Origin of the sequence: Streptomyces herbicida (assembly GCF_032656585.1) — a bacterium.
Taxonomy (GTDB): domain Bacteria; phylum Actinomycetota; class Actinomycetes; order Streptomycetales; family Streptomycetaceae; genus Streptomyces; species Streptomyces herbicida.
This window is the reverse complement of the sequence record NZ_JAUYWJ010000010.1, coordinates 154842-172973: the sequence shown is the minus strand read 5'-3', so window position 1 is coordinate 172973 and position 18132 is coordinate 154842. Positions and strand designations below refer to the sequence as shown.

General features: G+C 71.8%; 13 protein-coding genes. 5 read left to right on the top strand and 8 right to left on the bottom strand.

All coding sequences use genetic code 11. From position 1 onward, the window contains the following. Positions 1–183: 183 nt before the first annotated feature. The 5 genes from Q8A52_RS22015 to Q8A52_RS21995 all read right to left on the bottom strand — a co-directional run bounded on the left by Q8A52_RS22015 (position 184) and on the right by Q8A52_RS21995 (position 4814). Complete coding sequence (locus tag Q8A52_RS22015; RefSeq protein WP_316754407.1) at positions 184–690, bottom strand: hypothetical protein; 507 nt, start codon at positions 688–690, stop codon at positions 184–186. Next, complete coding sequence (locus Q8A52_RS22010) at positions 674–1165, bottom strand: RNA polymerase sigma factor (protein ID WP_316754406.1); 492 nt, start codon at positions 1163–1165, stop codon at positions 674–676. Before Q8A52_RS22010 ends, Q8A52_RS22015 begins: the two co-directional genes overlap by 17 nt. Before the next feature lie 85 nt (positions 1166–1250). After that, positions 1251–1862 carry a class F sortase gene (locus Q8A52_RS22005; protein WP_316754405.1) on the bottom strand — a complete coding sequence of 204 codons (612 nt, stop codon included), beginning with the start codon at positions 1860–1862 and terminating at the stop codon, positions 1251–1253. Next, positions 1859–2224 (bottom strand): sortase-dependent protein, encoded by a 366-nt coding sequence (locus Q8A52_RS22000; RefSeq protein WP_316754404.1) that lies wholly within the window; start codon positions 2222–2224, stop codon positions 1859–1861. The genes Q8A52_RS22005 and Q8A52_RS22000 overlap by 4 nt, the downstream gene beginning before the upstream one ends. A gap of 118 nt (positions 2225–2342) precedes the next feature. Next, positions 2343–4814: a SpoIIE family protein phosphatase gene (locus Q8A52_RS21995; RefSeq protein WP_408649231.1), complete on the bottom strand. Its 2472-nt coding sequence runs from the start codon at positions 4812–4814 to the stop codon at positions 2343–2345. A gap of 413 nt (positions 4815–5227) precedes the next feature. On the opposite strand from Q8A52_RS21995, the gene Q8A52_RS21990 reads away from it, so the two are divergent. Then, positions 5228–7294 (top strand): SpoIIE family protein phosphatase, encoded by a 2067-nt coding sequence (locus Q8A52_RS21990; protein ID WP_316754402.1) that lies wholly within the window; start codon positions 5228–5230, stop codon positions 7292–7294. A 21-nt stretch (positions 7295–7315) separates the two neighbouring features. Here Q8A52_RS21990 and Q8A52_RS21985 read toward each other — a convergent pair whose 3' ends face one another. Continuing rightward, a complete protein-coding gene (locus tag Q8A52_RS21985; RefSeq protein WP_316754401.1) occupies positions 7316–9604 on the bottom strand; it encodes an ATP-binding protein in 2289 nt (762 codons plus the stop codon). Positions 9605–9958: 354 nt separating this feature from the next. Next, entirely contained in the window at positions 9959–10762 is an 804-nt protein-coding gene (locus Q8A52_RS21980) for an intradiol ring-cleavage dioxygenase (RefSeq protein WP_316754400.1), read from the bottom strand. 235 nt (positions 10763–10997) lie between these two features. Here Q8A52_RS21980 and Q8A52_RS21975 point away from each other — a divergent pair, with 235 nt between their 5' ends. Beyond that, positions 10998–12518, top strand: coding sequence for a M1 family metallopeptidase (locus tag Q8A52_RS21975; protein WP_316754399.1), 1521 nt, complete (start codon positions 10998–11000; stop codon positions 12516–12518). A gap of 194 nt (positions 12519–12712) precedes the next feature. Beyond that, positions 12713–14704 carry an N-acetylmuramoyl-L-alanine amidase gene (locus Q8A52_RS21970; RefSeq protein ID WP_316754398.1) on the top strand — a complete coding sequence of 664 codons (1992 nt, stop codon included), beginning with the start codon at positions 12713–12715 and terminating at the stop codon, positions 14702–14704. Between the two features lie 21 nt (positions 14705–14725). Here the strand turns inward: Q8A52_RS21970 and Q8A52_RS21965 are convergent, their stop codons facing one another. After that, complete coding sequence (locus Q8A52_RS21965) at positions 14726–15523, bottom strand: hypothetical protein (RefSeq protein WP_316754397.1); 798 nt, start codon at positions 15521–15523, stop codon at positions 14726–14728. Positions 15524–15619: 96 nt separating this feature from the next. Here Q8A52_RS21965 and Q8A52_RS21960 point away from each other — a divergent pair, with 96 nt between their 5' ends. After that, positions 15620–16363: a class I SAM-dependent methyltransferase gene (locus tag Q8A52_RS21960; RefSeq protein ID WP_316754396.1), complete on the top strand. Its 744-nt coding sequence runs from the start codon at positions 15620–15622 to the stop codon at positions 16361–16363. A 97-nt stretch (positions 16364–16460) separates the two neighbouring features. Continuing rightward, positions 16461–17897: a WGR domain-containing protein gene (locus tag Q8A52_RS21955; protein WP_316754395.1), complete on the top strand. Its 1437-nt coding sequence runs from the start codon at positions 16461–16463 to the stop codon at positions 17895–17897. Positions 17898–18132: the final 235 nt, after the last annotated feature.

Sequence of the window (18132 nt, the reverse complement as noted above, 5' to 3'; positions counted from 1 at the left end):
GCCCGGCTGGGGTGCGTCGGCGGACTGCCTCGGGTTTGCGCGTTTGGGTCGGACTGATCACTCGGGGAGTGCTCCACCGCGGCCCCTGGAGTCGGGGCAGCGGCTGCCGGAAGCGTGACAGATTTGACCAGAGCATGCCATCAAGATGTCAAAAGTGGTCGTGCCACCCGGAGTCGTCCGGAGTCAGGATCTGCCGTCGGGGGTGGCGACGGCCGAGGGCCGCGTGCGCGACGGCTCGGCCCCCGCCTGGGTCGGTGTCACCGACGGGCCACGGGTGGGCGACGCGGAACGGCTCGGGGCACGGGTGTTGTCGCGCCGCTGCGTGCTGCTGGGGTGAGGTCCGGCCGACTCCGGCCTCGACGACTCGGAGGGCGACGCCGGCTCCGAGGGTGACGCCGACGGGGTGGGCGGCGCCGTACGGCCGCTCGCGGGGGGCGGTGCCAGCGGCACCGCGGGCGACACGGGCGCCCCGGGGGAGGCCAGATGGAGCTGAAGCGCGATGAGCGCGGCCACGCCGCAGGACAGGCCGACGCCGGCCGCGGCGCGCGTCCGTCGGCGGCGGCTCGCGGCGCGGCGGATCGCCTCGTACCGGCCGGGGGGTGCGCCGAGGTAGTCGGCCGGGGGCCCCAGGATCACCGCGAGCGGGTCGTCGGGATCGAACTCCGGGCCCTCGTCAAAGCGTGTGGTCAAGGCTTCTCCTCAAGTGGGCGCGGAGCAGTTCTCGGGCCGCGTGGAGGTCGGCCTTGACGGTTCCTTCCTTGCGCCCGGTCAGCGCGGACACCTCCCGGATCGGCATGTCAGCGTAGTAGTGCAGCAGGATCGGGACGCGCAGTCGTTCCGGGAGCGACTGCACGAGCAGCCGTACCGAGGGGTCGGCCTGTTCGTCGTGGGGGCGGACGGCGGCCTCCGAGGTGGCGCGGTGCATGGCCCTGCGCTCGCGCTCCAGCTTGCGCCAGTGGTCCCGGACCAGGTTGGCGGCGGTGACGTAGAGGAAGCCGCGGGGCTCCTCCACGGTCGTCCAGCGGGCCCAGAGCCGGGTGAACGCCTCGGAGGCGACCTCGTGGGCCGTCTCGTCGTCGTCGACGAGACGGCGGCACCAGCCGGCGAGGCGCGGATAGAGGGCGGCGAACAGCTCGGACGCTGCCCTGTCGCGGGACCGTTTCAACGCTCTCCATGGTCGTGTTGCTTGCACAGGGAAGGATGCCGGGCCGCCGGCGTACGTTCCGCCGGCCCGGCATCCGTGCGGGCGGTCAGGGGTTCGTGGAGCTCAGCGCGGCGAAGACGATCACGTTGTCGAGATAGCCGTCGCCGGTGTGGGGACCGCCGCACGTGATGACCCGCAGCTCAGGACGGCCGACGTCCCCGTAGACCTCGTCCGCCGGGAAGTCCGCCTTGGGTACCGTCCGTACGGCGCCGACGGTGAACTCCGCCGCCGTGCCGTTCTCCAGGCGCGCCGCGATCCGGTCGCCGCGGTGCAGCCGCGCGAGGTGCCGGAAGACCCCGTCCCCGTAGGCGCCGACCGTCACATGGCCGAGGATGACCGACGGGCCGACCTGGCCCGGCGTCGGCGAGTGCCGGTACCAGCCCGCCCGGTCGTGCGCCGTGACGGGAGGTACCTGCACCGTGCCGTCCGGCTCCAGCCCCAGCCTTATGAGCGGGGTGTCGACCCCGATGGCCGGGATCCGCAGCCGGACCGGGACCGACCGCCCGAGGGCCCGCACCGCCTTCGCCGAGGCCGGGGGAGTCGGTGGTGTGCTCGCGGCGCGTGCGGTCGAGGCCCGGTGGGTCGCCGGACCTGCGCACCCCACGAGCAGCGAGGCGCTCGCCGCGGTGACGAAGGCGCGCCTGGAGAGCGGGGTCATGCTCCGGTCGCCCGCCGGCGGCGTACGACGAGGACCGCGCCGCCGCCCGCGAGGAGCACCGCTGCGGCGGCTCCGCCGATCAGGCCGCCCTCGGTCCCGGACCCGGAGGACGCCGCCCGTACCCCGGTGTCGGGGGCGCCCGAAGGCACGACGGAGACCTCGCTCGGGACCGGCGCCGCGGTGGGCCGGGCGCCCGTCCCCCGGGAGGGTTCGGCGCTGGGCCTCTCGGTGGGGGCGGCACTCGACGCCCGGGTCGGCGAGGCGGAGGGGGTCGCGGTCGCCCCGTCGGCGAACGCGGGCACGGCGCTCGCCAGCACCGCCGTGCACGCAAGTGCCATGCCCTTGGGGACAGTTCGGCGCATCGAATCGCTCTCTTTCGTCGGTCCACCCGGTGGCCGGGAGGCTGCGTGACAGATCGAGCGGAGAGACGAGGCAGCGCGGGGGCACGTTGCAAAGAGACGGCAAAGCCGCCGGAGGTCGTTACGAGATCTCCTGTTCGGCCCAGATGACCTTGCCCCCGGCCGTGTACCGGGCACCCCAGCGATGGGCGAGCTGCGCCACCAGAAACAGGCCGCGGCCGCCCTCGTCCGTGCTCCGGGCGTGCCTGAGCCGGGGAGCGGTGCTGCTGGCGTCCGCGACCTCGAGGGTCAGGCGGGTGTCACGCAGCAGCCGCAGCCGAATGGGCGGCGCGGCATGGCGGATCGCGTTGGTGACCAGCTCGCTCACGATGAGCTCGGTGGTCATGGCCAGGTCCCCGAAGCCCCAGGCCTCCACCTGCCCGGTCGCCCGTGCACGGAGGTCACCGACGGCGGCCGGGTCCACGGGCACCTCCCACGAGACCACATGGTCAGGACCCAGGGCACGGGTGCGCGCCAGGAGGAGGGCGATGTCGTCCGGTTGCGGCGCGGCCACCAGTTGCTCCACCGCGGACGCGCACAGTGCGCCGAGGTCGGCGTCCTGCCGGGACAGCGCCTCGGCGAGCCGGGACATGCCGGACTCCATGTCGTGGTCGGCGCCCTCGATAAGACCGTTGGTGTAGAGGCCGAAGAGGCTGTCCTCGGCGAGCTCGATCTCGCCGGCCTCGAACCCGAGCCCGCCCAGCCCGAGCGGCGGCCCGGCGGGGGGCTCCGGGAAGTCGACCTGCCCGTCGGGGGTGACGACCACCGGGGGTGGATGTCCCGCGCGGGCCATCGACAACCGCATGGTGACCGGGTCGTAGACGGCATACAGACAGGTCGCCCCGAGGAAGGTGGTGCTGCTGCGGTCGGCCGCGTCGTCGCTCGTCTCCTCCTCGCTCAGCCGGAGCACGAGGTCGTCGAGATGGGCCAGCAGCTCGTCGGGGGGCATCTCCATGTCGGCCAGGGTCTGCACCGCGGTGCGCAGCCGGCCCATGGCCGCCGCCGCGCTGATGCCATGGCCGACCACATCGCCGACGACGAGGCCCACCCGGGCGCCGGAGAGCGGGATCACGTCGAACCAGTCGCCGCCGACCCCGCCGGTCGCGTCCGCAGGCAGGTAGGAGGACGCCACCTCCAGTGCCGTGCCGCCGGTCAGGGCCTGGGGCAGCAGACTGCGCTGGAGGGTGAGCGCCGCCGTGTGTTCCCGGGTGAAGCGGCGGGCGTTGTCGACGCACAGCGCCGCACGCGCCACCAGTTCGCGGGCCAGCAGGACGTCGTCGGGCTGGAACGAGACCGGATTGACCGACCGGGCGAACGTGGTGAGGCCCAGGGCGGTGTTCCGCGCCCGCATCGGTACGGAGATGAGGGAGTGCAGCCCGTACTTGCGCATGCTCTCGGTCCTGGCGGGCTGTTCGGTGACCCACAGTGCGTCGGCGGGGTCGAGGACCGGGATGAGGATGGGTTCGCCGTTGATGAGCAGGTCCACGCCGTGCGGCGGGGGAAGGAAGTCCACTCTGTCGCCGACCCGCGCCACGGCCTCCGGGCAGCCCTCGCGTGCCGAGCTCAGCCCGGCTCTGCGCATCACCGGCCTGGCGGGTGCGGGTCCCGCGTCGGTGAGCCACGTTCCGTGACCCTCGGTGCTGAGAACGGATTCCAGGAGATCGACGATGACGAAGTCCGCGAAGCGGGGCACCGCGAAGTCGGCGAGCTCCTGGGCCGTCCGCATCACGTCCAGCGTCGTGCCGATCCTGGTTCCGGCCTCGTTGACCATCGACAGGAGCCGGCGCACGTTCCACCGCTCGGTGACGTCGTGGACCATGTAGCAGACCCCGATGACGGAGTTGTCCGCGTCCACCAGGGGGAAGAAGGAAGCGGAGTAGGCGTGTTGGCGACGCGGATCGGCCCAACTCCATCCCAGGTACTCGTAGTCGGTCACCGGCTCGCCGGTCGCGAGCACCTCTCCCATCAGCCCTTCGATGGTCTCCGCCTGGATTCCCGGCAGCAGTTCGGTCAGCCGGCGCCCCAGCCGCTGCTCGCGCGGCACACCGCCGAGACGTTCCAGAGTGTCGTTCAGCCACATGTAGCGCAGCTGCAGGTCCATCACGGCCATACCGATGGGCGAGCGGGTCAGGAAGCCGTCGAGGACCGACTGGCCGACCGTCCACTGCCGCCGCTGCTCGCGGGCGGAGAGCAGGAAGCACTCGGTTCCGCCGATCCGGAAGGACGCGGACACCCGGAGGTCGACTTCGATCGCTTCGCCGTCGCGGCGCCGTACGGGAATGAGACCGCTCCACCCCATTCCGGAGCGGCAGCGCTCGACGACGGCCGCCAGACGTCCCGGGTCCGCGTGCGTCGCCAGCAGGCGCGCGGCGGAGCCGCCGACCACCTCCGAGGCGAGGTGGCCGAGGAGTGCTTCGGCGCCCCGGGTCCAGCCGATCACGACACCGTCTGCGTCGATCAGGGCCGCCGCGTCCGTGGACGCGTCGAAAAGATCGCGCGCTCCTGCGGACGTGGGCGTCTCGGAACCGTTTCGCGCAGAATCCATTGATCCCATCCTCTACAGGACTATGTTCCTGCTTGCGCGCCCGATCCGCACGGTCCGGCGGGCGGCCGCGGGGCCCTGCCGGACGGCCCGGACGGACCCCGACGAGGCCGGCCCTTGCCGATGGCACATGCGGCGAATCCCGGGATGAAGGATCTTGGCGACCGGTTCGATCACGGGATGCGTCGGACCGCCGGGATCCTCGACCACGGCCGCTGCGGGGCCGAGTTGGCCGCGTACCGCTTCACCGATGGGCTCCGAGGCTGCCGACCACCACCGGTTTGACCTGCCCATGCAGACCCGCCCGTGGTGGGCAAGCCGCGGAACCCCGAGGCAGCATGGAAGTACCTGGAGCCAGAACCCAGACGTGCGGCAATGCCGGCGCAGACCGGCCTGTCCTGCCGACCGGTCGAGGAGGATCTGGGATGACAGCCGAATCCTTCAAGCCCAACGGTGATGTCCCGGGCCCCGAGACGGTCCGGCCGACCGGTCTGCTGGATGTGCTGAGCGTGGCCGCGATCGTCCTGGACACCGAGGGACGCATCGTGTTCTGGACCCCGCAGGCCCAGGAGCTCTTCGGCTACACCGCGGAAGAGGCCCTGGGCATGGAAGCGGCGCGGCTGCTGATCCGCCCGGAGCACCTCCAGGCGGTGATGAGTCTGTTCGCGGAGGTGCTGGCCACCGGCCGGGCCTGGGCCGGTGCCTTCCCCATCCGGCACAAGGACGGCAGCACCCGCCTGATGGAGTTCCGCAACATGCGGCTGCTGGACGACCGCGGCGACGTCTACGCCCTCGGCATCGCGGCCGACCACACCCTGCTCCAGCGTGTCGAGACCGACCTGGCCCTGTGCGAGCGGCTGATCAACCAGTCTCCGATCGGCCTGGCCCTGCTGGACCCCGACCTGCACTATCTCCTGGTCAACCCGGCCCTGGAGCGGATCGACGGCATACCCGCCGAGGACCACATCGGCCGCCATCTGCGGGACACCCTGCCCTTTTCCGACGTCGACACCATCGAGTCCGCCCTGCGCCAGGTGCTCACCACCGGCACCCCGCTGCTCGACCAGTACCACGTGAGCCGTCCCCCGGCCGACCCCGAACACGATCACGCCTGGTCGCTCTCCTTCTACCGGCTGGAGGATCCGAGCGGGCGCGTCCTGGGCGCGGCCGCCTCGGTCGTGGACGTCACGGAGCGGCACCGCGCGGCCACGGAGGCGGACCGGGCCCGTCGCCGTCTGGCACTCATCGCCGACGCCTCCACCCGGGTCGGCACCACGCTGGAGGTGGAGCAGACCGCCCATGAACTGGCCGACATCGCGATTCCCGAGCTCGCCGACATCGTGGCCGTGGACGTGCTGGACTCCGCCCTGGCCTTCCGCCGCAGCAGCAAGCCCGAGAACGGCCCCGAGCTCTTCCGGGCACTGGCCCTGAAAGCGACCCGCCCCACCGTGGCACTCCAGGCCGCCGACCGTCCCGGCGACCTGGCCGCCTACGACGGGGACCGGTTGGTCACCCTGTGCGTCCACTCCGGCAGACCGGTCCTGGTCCGCCATGTGGGCAGCGACGATCTACGGCGCATCGCCCGCTCCCCCGATGTCAGCGAGCTGCTGGCCCGGGCCGGCGTCCACTCCTATCTCGCGGTGCCGCTGATCGCGCACGGCGAGGTCCTCGGCGCACTCGACCTCAAACGCACCGTCAACCCGCTCCCGTTCGACCAGGACGATGTCGTACTCGCCAGTGAGCTCGCCAGCCGCGCCGCGATGTCCATCGACAACGCCCGTTGGTTCCAGAGCGTGCGCAACACCGCCCTCACCCTCCAGCGCAGTCTGCTGCCCGACCATCCGCCGCACCACACCGGCCTGGAACTCGCCTCCCGCTATCAGCCGGCCCTGGCGACCAGCGAAGTCGGCGGCGACTGGTACGACGTGCTCCCCCTGGCCGAAGGCAAGACCGCGCTGGTCGTCGGGGACGTCATGGGCAACGGCATCGACGCGGCCGCCACCATGGGCCGGCTGCGCACCGCCACCTGCGCCTACGCGGACCTCGACCTGCCGCCGAACGCGGTGCTCCAGCACCTGGACAAGATCACCTGCGATCTGGAGCACTACATCGTCACCTGCCTCTATGCCGTCTACGACCCGCACACCAGGGAGTGCCACATCGCCAACGCCGGACACATGCCGCCGGCGCTGGCCGGCCCCGGCCGTGCCCCCGAACTGCTGGACCTGCCCACCGGAGCGCCGCTCGGCGTCGGCGGCATCGCCTTCGAGACCACGACGGTGGATCTTGGCTCCGGCGATCTGCTGGTCCTCTACACCGACGGCCTCGTCGAGACCCGGCAGCACCCCATCGACGACCGGCTGAACGTCCTCCTGAGCTTCCTCGACGAGCCGCACCGGCCCCTCGAGGAGACCTGCGACCTCCTGCTGTACGGCCTGCGCCACCCCGACGACCACGACGACGTGGCCCTCCTCGTCGCCCGGACCCTGTAAACGGTTCCGGGAGCGCGGTGGTCAGGGCGGGATCGGGGACGAAGGCCGCCCGTCCCCGGTCCGGGCGGCCGTCCACAGGGCGATCTGCGTACGTGATCGCAGACCCAGCTTGTCGCGGACCTTGTCCAGATGGGTGGCCACAGTGCGCGCCGAAAGACCGAGCCGCTCCGCGATCTGCCGGTTGGTCAGTCCTTCGGCGACGAGTTCGGCCACCATGAACTCCCGTCCCGTGAGCGGGGACTGATCCTCCACCACAGCCGTGGCGTCCATCGCCGGACGGTGGGCGCCGCCCCTTTCCCGCAGGGCGTACCCGACGAGCCGGTCCCCGCGCAGCTCGCGGCCACCACTGACGGCCGCCTCCCGTGCCGCCGCCGACAGCCGTGCCTTCGCCCGGTCCACCGTTTGCTCCACCTGACGTCGCCAAGGCGTCTCCGGCTCGGTGTCCAGCCGGCGGCGTGCCTGCGTGCTCGCTTCGTACAGGCGCAGCGCCCTCTGTGGATCCCCGCTCTCGGCGGCCACCAGGGCCAGACCCTCAACGGGGTAGAGCGCGTGGAAACTTCCCTCCGGGACGATCCGCAGCACTTCGGCGAACAGCGCCTCGGCACTCTCCAGCCGACCCAGGGACAGCCGTACGGCGCCCGCGGTGTGCAGCGCGGCCGCGACCCGGCTCCAGGGCGCGTGTGCCCTGAGCACCGGCAGACAGCGTGTCATGAGCGCATCGGCCTCGGCCTCCCCGCCCGCCTGGAGCAGCGCCCAGGCCAGGTGATGGGTGCACCATGCGGTGTCGTGCGGTCTGCCGAGGGCGGTGACGACGCCCAGGCACTCACGCAGGTCCGCGACCGCCTCGGCGAATTCACCGCGGCACAGCCGTGCCGCCGCCCTCGCATCCAGGGCGTTGGCAAGACCGGCGGGGTCGTTGCGCAGGCGCTCCAGGTCCACCGCCTGCTCGCCCAGGCGCAGTGCCCGTACCGGGTCGGCCTGCTGGCAGGCCACGCGCGCGGCGAGCGCGGGCACCGCGCCGCCGAGCGCAAGCCTGTCGACCTCGCGCAGCAGGCCGTCCAGCAGGGTGCGGGCGGCCGAGGGCTGCTCCTGCTGGTAGTGCACGCGGGCCAGTTCCAGTGCCAGCCGCGGGTGCGAGGCACCGTCGCCGCCGGGGCCGGCCGCGGCCAGGGCCGCGGCGAGGTTGTCCCGTTCGGCGAGGAGGGGACCGTCGGCCTGGTCGGCGAACACCTCGTCACCGACCCGTTCGGCCAGCCCGGTCAGCCACACGAGGGCCCGTTGCCGCGTGGCCCGCAGTTCGCCCGACGCGAGCAGACGCTCCACGGCGTAGGCACGGATGGCGGCGAGCTGCCTGAACCGTGCGGGCCGGGCGTCTCCCGGCAGACGTACGATCAGGGACTTGGCCTCCAGTGCGCACAGAATCCGCAGGATCTGCCGCGGCGCGAGGCCGCCGCCGGAACAGACCTGCTCCGCCGCGGCCGTGTCGAATCCGCCGACGAGAACCCCCAGCCGCCGCAAGACCGCCTGTTCCGCCGGTTCGAGCAGCCGGTGGCTCCAGTCGATCGCGGCGGCCAGCTCGTTGTGGCGCCGGGGCCCGGTCCTGTTTCCGTCGGTCAGCAGGGACAGCTGGGACAGCTGGTCGTCCAGTCCCGCGAGGATGTCGCTCAGCGGAAGGGTGCCGACGCGGCGCGCCGCGAGCTCGATGGCGAGCGTCAGTCCGTCGAGTCGGCGGCATATCTCGGCGACGGTCGCGCCGTTGCCGCGCCGGAGCGTGAATCCCGGTGAGCGGCTCGCGGCCCGTTCGACGAACAGCCGGACGGCGTCCGACCGCAGGAGGGCCGTCGGGTCGTCGTCCGTAGGGCCGACCCGTGGAAGGGACAGCTCGTCGACCCGGAACACGGTCTCTCCGGGTACCCGCAGGGCCTCCCGGCTGGTGGCCAGGATCCGTAGCCGGGGACAGCGGCCCAGCAGGGTGGCGGCCAGCCGGGCGCAGGGCTCCGCCAGATGCTCGCAGTTGTCCAGGACGAGCAGCCGGGACGAGTCGCCGATCGAGCGGACCAGGACGTCGGCACCGGAGTGCCCCGCCCGTTCGCCCACGGCCAGCGCGGTGGCCACGGACTGCGCGAGCAGGGCGCCGTCGTGCAGGGAGTCGAGCTCGACCAGGTCCACCCGTGAGCCGCGGCGGGGCAGACGCCGCACGAATTCCAGCGCCAGCCGTGTCTTGCCGACCCCGCCGGCACCGGTCAGGGTGAGCAGCCGCGAAGTCCTCAGCAGGGCGCGCAGGTGGGACAGCTCCTGCTCTCGGCCCACGAAGGAATCGAGCGCCTGCGGCAGGACACTGCTCGGGGCGGGTGGGCCGTCCGGGGCGCCGGCCGGCGCGGCGGGCTGCGTACGGCGGGAATCCCCCCGTGCCGCACGCTGTCTGAGCGCCCGTTGTCTGCATGCGTTGGAGCAGTAGCGGGCCGGGCGACCGCCGTGCGGTCCCGAGGTCAGCGCCGCGCCGCATAACTCACACGTTCGACTCCGGCTCATGCCCGTTTCCTGGCCGCGGATTCCCGGGGTGAAACCACTGGGTCCCACGAGGTTTCGGGCTTGCGTGTCCCGCCGCGCACCCACGGTGGCCGGGACCGTCATGCCGGGCCGGCCACCGCTCATGAATGCCCGTCAGGGAGTGGCTGCGGGATCGATCCCCAGGACGACGGTGCCGGTCACTCCCTTGCCGAGGTCGCTGCCCACCTGAGTGATGGTCAGCAGGGTCGAGGAGCCGCCGTTGCGGTAGATGCCGTCCCTCGCGTTGAGCGTGCGGGTGGCGCTGTTGTTCCGGTAGGGGGTCAGGGCCGCGACCTTGGTGTTGTACGTCTCCGGGAAGTAGAGCTGGCCCGTGTGGGAGACGTGTCCTCCGTGGTACGTCCCGTTGGACACGGTTCCGCCGACATGCGTCTTGACGTGGATGTGCAGGGCACGGCCGACGTACCACCCGGGGTAGACGGTGGTGAACTCCGCGACACCGCCGGCGTCGGTCAGCTGCACGCCGCGCAGGAAGGTGGTGTCCGGGGTGGAGCCGCCGGCCACGTAACCGGAGTAGACGCCGAGAGCGTCGCAGTGCCAGATGTCGACCGCCGTGTTCGGCAGTGGGAAGCAGGTCGCGATGTCCACCACCGTGACCCGGAGGGTGAGCGGTACGCCCGCCTTGCCCTCGGTGATGTTCTTGCGGACCGTCTCCAGGTTCAGGTAGTAGGGCCCCTCGGTCTGCTCGGGCGTGAGGACGCAGGCGGCGGCGAGCCCGGCAGCGGGCCGGGCCGCGGTGCTCCGGTCGGTGGCCGCCGTCGCCCGGGCGGCCGTGAGACCCAGGGCGGCCGCACCGAGGGTCGCGCCACCGAGGGTGGCGATGACGGACCTGCGCGTGGCGCCGGCCGACTCGGGTGTGTGCTCGGGTTCCGTCGCGTTGTCGTGGGGGGTGTCAGTCATGGTGTGACGATGGCGCGTACGACGGCGCGTGGGATCGATCGGATGACCGACGAATTGGCCGCGTTACGAAACTCGTCGCGGGAACCGCACGAAACACATCGTGGGTACAACCCGTCCGAGTGAACAGCGGGCCGTGATAGCCCATTGGAGCGCCGGACATGAAGGCATGAACAGTCAATACGACCATCTGCTGTCATAGTGCGGCCATGGAGATCACGACCGTCGGCAGCCGAGGGTGAAGGCGTCGTTCACACGTCGCCGCACGGCCCTGGCTCTGGCCCTCACCGGTGCCGCGGGGGTCGCCGGCGCGGTCGTCCTCGGCGGCACCCTCCCCCACACGGGCCACCGCACTCCCGCCGGCGGTCCTTCCGCCGCCTCCTCGGCAGCGGTCCCCTCCCCCGGCGCCAGGGGTATCGGCGATCCGCTCATGCCACTCGACGGCAACGGCGGTTACGGGGTCCGCCACTACACACTCGACTTCGACTGGAGGGCACCGCAAACGCCCTTCGAGGCGAGTGCCACCATCAGCGCCACCGCCACACAGGCCCTGTCCCGCTTCGACCTCGACTTCGCCGGCAACACGCTGCACACCGTGACCGTGGACGGCACGCCGGCGGCCTTCGTCCGCGACGGCGACGAACTCGTCGTCACCCCCGCGAGGCCCATCGCGAAGGGTAGAGCGTTCACCGTGCGCGTCGCCTACACCGCCGACCCGACGCAGCAGCGGCATCGCGGCGACGCGATCCAGAACTACGGCTGGATGCCCACGCCCGACGGCACCCTGACCTACGCGCAGCCCGACGGCGCCAAGATGATCTTCCCGGCGAACGACCACCCGAGCCTGCGGGCGCGCGTCACCTTCCACATCACGACGCCACCCGGCCTCGGCGCGGTGGCCAACGGCCGGCTCGTCGAACGAGTCCGGCGGCCCGACGGACACATCCGGTGGACGTACGACTCCGAGCAGCCGGTCGCGGCGCAGCTGGTCCAGATGGCGATCGGGAGGTTCACGTTCGTCGACAGCACCGGCCCGCGCGGACTGCCCGTCCGGGACGTGGTCCCCGGCGGCATGGTCGACGACACCGCGGCATACCGCTCCCTCACCCCCGAGCACCTCGCCTGGCTGGAACAGCGGCTCGGGCCGTACCCGTTCGGCCGCTACGGCGTGCTGGTCGGCGACACCGAGCTGCCGGTGGCGCTGGAGACGCAGTCGCTGTCCGTCGTCCCCAGGGACAACCTGCTGGGTGACCGGGTCGACGCCGAGCGGGACCTCGTACACGAACTGACCCACCACTGGACGGGTGACAGCGTCGCCATCCGGCGGTGGTCCGACCTGTGGCTGAGTGAGGGTCACGCCCGTTACTACGAACGCCTCTACTCCGAGGCGCACGGCGGCCCCGACCTCGAATCCGCCATGCGGGCCGCGTACGAGCAGCACGACCAGTGGCGGCACGACGACGGAGCACCCGCCGAACCCACCGGGCCGACCCTGTTCAGGAACATGCGGTACGACGGCTCGGCACTGGTGCTCTACGCCCTCCGGGAGAAGGTCGGGGAGCAGACTTTCGAGCGGATCGAGCGGTCCTGGGTGACGAGGTTCCGGGGGCGGGCCGCCGGAACCCGCGACTTCATCGCCCTGGCCTCCGAGGTCGCGGGCCATGACCTGGCCTCTTTCCTGACCCCGTGGCTGTACGGGGCGCACACCCCGCCCATGCCGGGGCACCCCGAATGGCAGGTGGACCCCGTTCAGGACTGACCGTCACGCCCTGGGCACTGGAGCGGACTTGGTGCCGCCGACCGGGTGGCCTCTGACGTGCTGCTGGTCCACGCCGGTGACCCTCGGCGCGACGGGGCGTGCCGGGCACGGAATCGTACGAGGGGTGGCGTAAGGGGCAACTCCCTTGTCCTGGCCGCGTCCTGCTGCGACGAGCCTGGTTGGAGACACCTGCAATGAAGAAACGCTTCTCCCCCCGTGTCCCCAGTGCCGTTCGCAGGCACCGCCGGACGATCCTCGTGACGGCATCGGCGGCACTGATGACCCCGCTGCTGGCTCCGCTGCTGTCCGGCGCGCCGGGCGGTGTGGCGGCCGACCAGCGGCTGGAGAACGACTTCACGGCTGCCGCGGACGAGTACGAGGTGCCGCGGAGTGTGCTCATGGGCGTGTCCTATCTGCAGTCGCGCTGGGACTTCCACAAGGGCGCGCCGAGTGTCGGCGGCGGCTATGGACCGATGCACCTGGTGGACACCCGGCTGGCCCAGAAGGCGGACCCGCCGACGCAGCAGCGCGGGAGTGCCATGGCACTTGCGGGACCCTCCCCCTCCCAGACGGCCGAACCGTCTGGCAAGCGTTCGGGTCAGCCGTCCGATCTGCAGCAGGCCGCCCGCCTGACCGGGGAGGCGGAGGATCAACTGCGCAAGGACGCCGCCGCCAATGTGCGCGGCGGTGCGGCGCTCCTGGCGGAGACGCAACGGCAGCTCGGCAAGCCGCTCAGCGACAACCCGGCGGACTGGTGGGAGGCCGTGGCGCGCTTCCCCGGCCTGGACGACACCACCGAGGCGGCGACCTACGCCAATGACGTCTTCGGAGTGATCCACCAGGGGGCGCACCGCACCACCGACGCGGGACAGTCCGTCAGCCTGCCCGCCAGCCCCGACGTTCACCCGCGTACCCTGAAGAACGCGGCGCGCCCCAAGGAGGTCGAGTGCCCCGCCGAGCTGGCCTGCTCCTGGCTCAGCGCGCCGTACACGGAGATCGACGACGACGCGTACGGCAATCACGACCTGGGCGACCGGCCCAAGGACCAGAAGATCGAGTACATCGTCATCCACGACACCGAGGCGTCCCTGCGCTCCATGTTCCAGACCGTGCAGGATCCGACGGAGGCATCGTGGCACTACTCCATCCGATCCAAGGACGGCCATGTCACACAGCACATCAGGACCAAGGACATGGCCTGGCACTCGGGCAACCAGTTCGTCAACGCCCGCTCCATCGGCATCGAGCACGAAGGCTTCCTCACGCAGCCCGACACCTGGTACACGGAGCAGATGTACCGGTCATCGGCCCGTCTGGTGCGCTATCTGGCCAAGAAGTACAGCGTCCCACTGGACCGGCAGCACATCTTCGGCCACGACAACGTGCCCGCCCCGACGGCCGACAGCATCCCCGACATGCACGACGACCCGGGCCCCTTCTGGGACTGGCGGCACTACTTCGACCTCCTGGGCGTCCCCCTGCGGGCCACGGCCGGGCCGGACAGCCCCATGGTCACCGTGCTGCCGGACTACTCCACCTACAAGCCGCGCTACACGGGATGCGCCGGGCACGGTGTGCCGTGCGCTCCGCACGGTTCCAGCGCCGTCCGCCTCCATACCGAACCGGCCGACGACGCCGCGCTGATCCAGGACCCGGGCCGGCGCCCGGACGGTGAGGACTCCACGGAGGACGTCAACGACCTGGGTTCGCGGGTCTCCGCCGGCCAGACCTACGCCGTCGCCGAGCGCCGGGGCGACTGGACGGCGATCTGGTACCTGGGCAGGAAGGCCTGGTTCAAGAACCCGACGAAGCGTCCCACGGCCGTCGGTGCGGCGGGCCGGATGGTGACTCCGAAGGAAGGCCTGAGCGAGGTCCCGGTGTACGGGCGCGCCCTCCCGGAGGAGGACGCCTACCCGGACGGGATCGCGGAGCCGACCGAGTCGCCGCTGCCGTACACCCTCGACGAGGGGCAGCGCTACGTGACGATGTCCCACACCACCGGTTCCTATATCGACAGGTCGACCTTCGAGTACACGCCGAGCCCGGTGGTGAAGGGCCAGGAGATGTACTACGAGATCCAGTTCGGCCACCGGCTCGCCTACGTCCGGGCCAGTGACGTGGACGTGGTGGACGCTCCGGCCCTGGCGGGCCCGCAAAGACAGGCCGGCGGCCGTCCCCCGCGGTGACGGGGCGGCCGCCGGGTCGCATCAGAGCGTGAGCACCGGCCGGGTGGAGAACTCCTCGGAGAGGTCGTCACCCTCCGGGCCGTACACGAACTCGACCATGGCGGGGTTGCGGTTGGCGGTGGCCAGCGGCAGCCATGCCAGCAGGTGGCCGTAACCGCCGCACACCGACTCGCCACCGTCGCCGCCGTGTATCGCCGTGGCATCGCTCGTCAGCTCCGCACGATAAGTGTCGTGGGCGATGCGCAGGCCGAAGGCGTTCGGCTGATTGTGCGGCCCGGTGCGGTCCCCGTACGGGATGCGGTCCAACGGGCAGTCGTTCCCCCACCGGAACAGGGTGTCCGCCCCGGCCCCGCAGGCGTGCTCCCACTCGTCGGCGCTCGGCATGCGCAGTCCACGAGCCGCGAGCACGGCCGGCATGTCGGCGGGCAGTTCGGTCAGGTCCTCGTCCTCGACCGCCATGAGCAGCGTGGGCAGGAGGGCGCTCCGGCGGGGGCTGAGCACCTCCGCGAGATGGGCCCGCAGATCCGGGCCGTACCCGAAGCCCTGCTCCAGACTCGCGTCGTAGTCGGCGGTCTGCTCGGGCGTCGGACGCCAGGCCCCCAGATCGAATCCCAGCGTCACCGGCCCCCCGGGGACCAGCGCGAACTCCTGCCCGTCGCGCTCGATCCGGACGCGGTGCAGCGGACCGCCCAGATGCTCGACCGTCTCGACGGCGGTCACACGGCCCTGCACCAGGCCGGCGGCCTCCCGGGCGAAGCGCCGTGCGGTTGACGGGTCGAAGGCCCGCCACTGGTCGAGCGTGAGATCAGCAAGTGCCATGCGGCGCAGTGTGGCACGCGGGTCCGACAGTCGGGCGTCGGCCATGGCGTCCGAGACGGCAGCCCTGAGCCCCGCCCGTTTCGCATACTGAGCGGCATGGCTACCTACGACACGCTCGGCGCAACGTATGCCCGGACTCGACGGCCGGATCCGAGGATCGCCGCCCAGATCCACACCGCACTCGGGGACACGACGGACGTGATCAACGTCGGAGCCGGCACCGGCTCGTACGAGCCGCCGGGGACCGTTCTCGCGGTCGAGCCCAGCCAGGTCATGCTCACCCAGCGCCCGCCGGGCTCCGCCCCCGCTGTGCAGGCGGTGGCGGAACGGCTCCCGCTGCGTGACGACGCCGCCGACGCCGTCATGGCGCTGCTGACCATCCATCACTGGGCCGACCTGGCAGCCGGAATCGCCGAGCTGCGCCGGGTCGCCCGCCGCCGCATCGTCGTCCTGACCTGGGATCAGGACGTCTTCCGTGAAAGGTTCTGGCTCGTACGGGAGTATCTGCCGGAGGCGGCCGCGCTCGACGACGCCCGCGCGGTGCCGATCGACCGGCTCGTCGAACTGCTCGGCGGGGCCGGCCAGGAGCCGGTCCCCGTCCCCCACGACTGCGTGGACGGGTTCGGCGCCGCGTACTGGCGCCGGCCCCACGCCTATCTCGACCCTGAGGTGCGCGCGGGGATATCCATGTTCACCCAGGCCGGCGACGACCTGATCACACCCGGCCTGAACCGGCTCGCGTACGACCTGACGACCGGCCACTGGCACACCCGTCACGCCGAACTCCTCACCCTCGACAGCGTCGACGTCGGCTACCGGCTCCTGGTGGCGGACCTCTGACGGACCCGTTGTCAGTGCCCTCCCGTAAGTTCCGATCATCGAAGGGCGCACCGCGGGGCGGTGGCGCCGGTGGGGTCGTGCACGGGAGGGACCGGTCGTGGCGGAGACGACGTATCTGGAGCTGTCCGAGGACGGCGGCGGGGCGCACAAGTTCTACGAGGTGACGGTCGACGGCACCGCGGTCACGGTGCGCTACGGCCGTATCGGCGCGTCCGGCCAGGTGCAGACGTCGTCGTTCGCGACACCGGCCAGGGCCCAGGCGGCCGCGGCCAAGAAGATCGACCAGAAGGTCCGCAAGGGGTATGCGGCGGCCGTACGCGGTCAGCGTGCGCCCCGTTCCGTGACGCGGCGCCAGGTCGGCTCCGCACCGTCGACCGCGCGCGCCACGGCGCCGGTGCTGTGGCGCTTCCGCACCGGGTCGGCCGCGTTCGGTATCCATGTCGACGAGGAGCGCGTCTGGGTGGGCAATCAGGCGGGCGATGTCTACAACCTGGGCCACGACGGCGAGGTGATGGCCCGTTACCGGCTCCCCGACGGAGTCAAGTGCCTGGTGGCGGACGACTTCTGGATCTACGCGGGGTGCGACGACGGCCGGGTGTACGACCTGTCCTCGAAGCTGCCGTTCGCCGCGTACGAGATCGCCGCGAACGTCGACATCTTCTGGCTGGACATCCACGAAGGGGTGCTGAACGTCTCGGACGCGGCGGGCGGCCTCACGGTGATCGACCACGAGGACGAGCACCAGTGGTCCCGGCGGTCGTCCGGCGGATCGGCCTGGATGGTGCGGGCCGACGAGCGCGCGGTGTACCACGGACACGGCGAGGGCGTGACCGCCTACGCCCCCGACGGGGGCCGCGAGCTGTGGCACACCGACACACGCGGCGGTGTGCTGTTCGGGTGGCAGGAGGCGACGTCGGTCTACGCGGGCACGGACCGTCATGTGGTGCAGCGCCTGTCGAAGGCCACCGGACAGGTCGAGGGCGTCTACACGTGCGACGCCGTGGTGTACTCGTGCGCCACTGCCCCGGGCGGCCGCTATGTCTTCGCCGGGGACAACTCCTCCTCCGTCTACTGCTTCGACGCGTCCGGCACCCGGCTGTGGAAGCTGCGCACGGGCAACGGCTCGGCCCTGTCCATGCAGTACTTCGACGAGCGGCTGTATCTGGTCACCACCGACGGGTCGCTGGTGTGCGTGGACACGTCGGAGGCCGCCATCGCGGCCGCCCAGCAGGGCTCGGTGCCCGTCGCCGTCGACGTGAAGTCGGCTGCCGCCCTGCCCACCTACAACCCGGCGACGTCGGTGTCCGCTCTGGCGACCGTCAGCACGCCGCCCGCGGGCGGGGTGGTCGTCGAGTGCATCGATCAGGGCGGGCGGCTGCGGGTCCACGTGGTGTCCGAGGGCTTCGAGCCCGGCTGGAACGTGCAGTTCCCGCGGGAGATACGGCAGGTGGGGGCGCGCTACGTGGTCGATGCCGTCCATGCGGCGGCGGGCGGTTTCTACCGTGTGCGGGGCGAGATCCGCCGCGTGCGGTGAGCCGGGCCGGGGCTCGCCATGGCCTGCCCGGCCGCAGCGGAAGCGGCTGACGGGGCCGCCCATCGGCCAGCCGGCGTCCGACGGCACGGTCGGCCGTACGGGTTCCTCCGTACGGGTTCGTTCCCCCGTTCGGGTCCGAGTGGGCCACGGCACCGACGGTGAACCGTCGCCGCCGATCACGCTTGGACGGTGTCGGCAGATTCGGCACGCACGCCCCGTGACGAAGGAGAAGAGG

Coding starts and splice junctions, on each gene's coding strand:
- Q8A52_RS22000 (WP_316754404.1), bottom strand. CDS start 2,224: ATGCGCCGAACTGTCCCCAAGGGCATGGCACTTGCGTGCACGGCGGTG.
- Q8A52_RS22005 (WP_316754405.1), bottom strand. CDS start 1,862: ATGACCCCGCTCTCCAGGCGCGCCTTCGTCACCGCGGCGAGCGCCTCG.
- Q8A52_RS21980 (WP_316754400.1), bottom strand. CDS start 10,762: ATGACTGACACCCCCCACGACAACGCGACGGAACCCGAGCACACACCC.
- Q8A52_RS21965 (WP_316754397.1), bottom strand. CDS start 15,523: ATGGCACTTGCTGATCTCACGCTCGACCAGTGGCGGGCCTTCGACCCG.
- Q8A52_RS21970 (WP_316754398.1), top strand. CDS start 12,713: ATGAAGAAACGCTTCTCCCCCCGTGTCCCCAGTGCCGTTCGCAGGCAC.
- Q8A52_RS21960 (WP_316754396.1), top strand. CDS start 15,620: ATGGCTACCTACGACACGCTCGGCGCAACGTATGCCCGGACTCGACGG.
- Q8A52_RS21990 (WP_316754402.1), top strand. CDS start 5,228: ATGACAGCCGAATCCTTCAAGCCCAACGGTGATGTCCCGGGCCCCGAG.
- Q8A52_RS21995 (WP_408649231.1), bottom strand. CDS start 4,814: ATGGGATCAATGGATTCTGCGCGAAACGGTTCCGAGACGCCCACGTCC.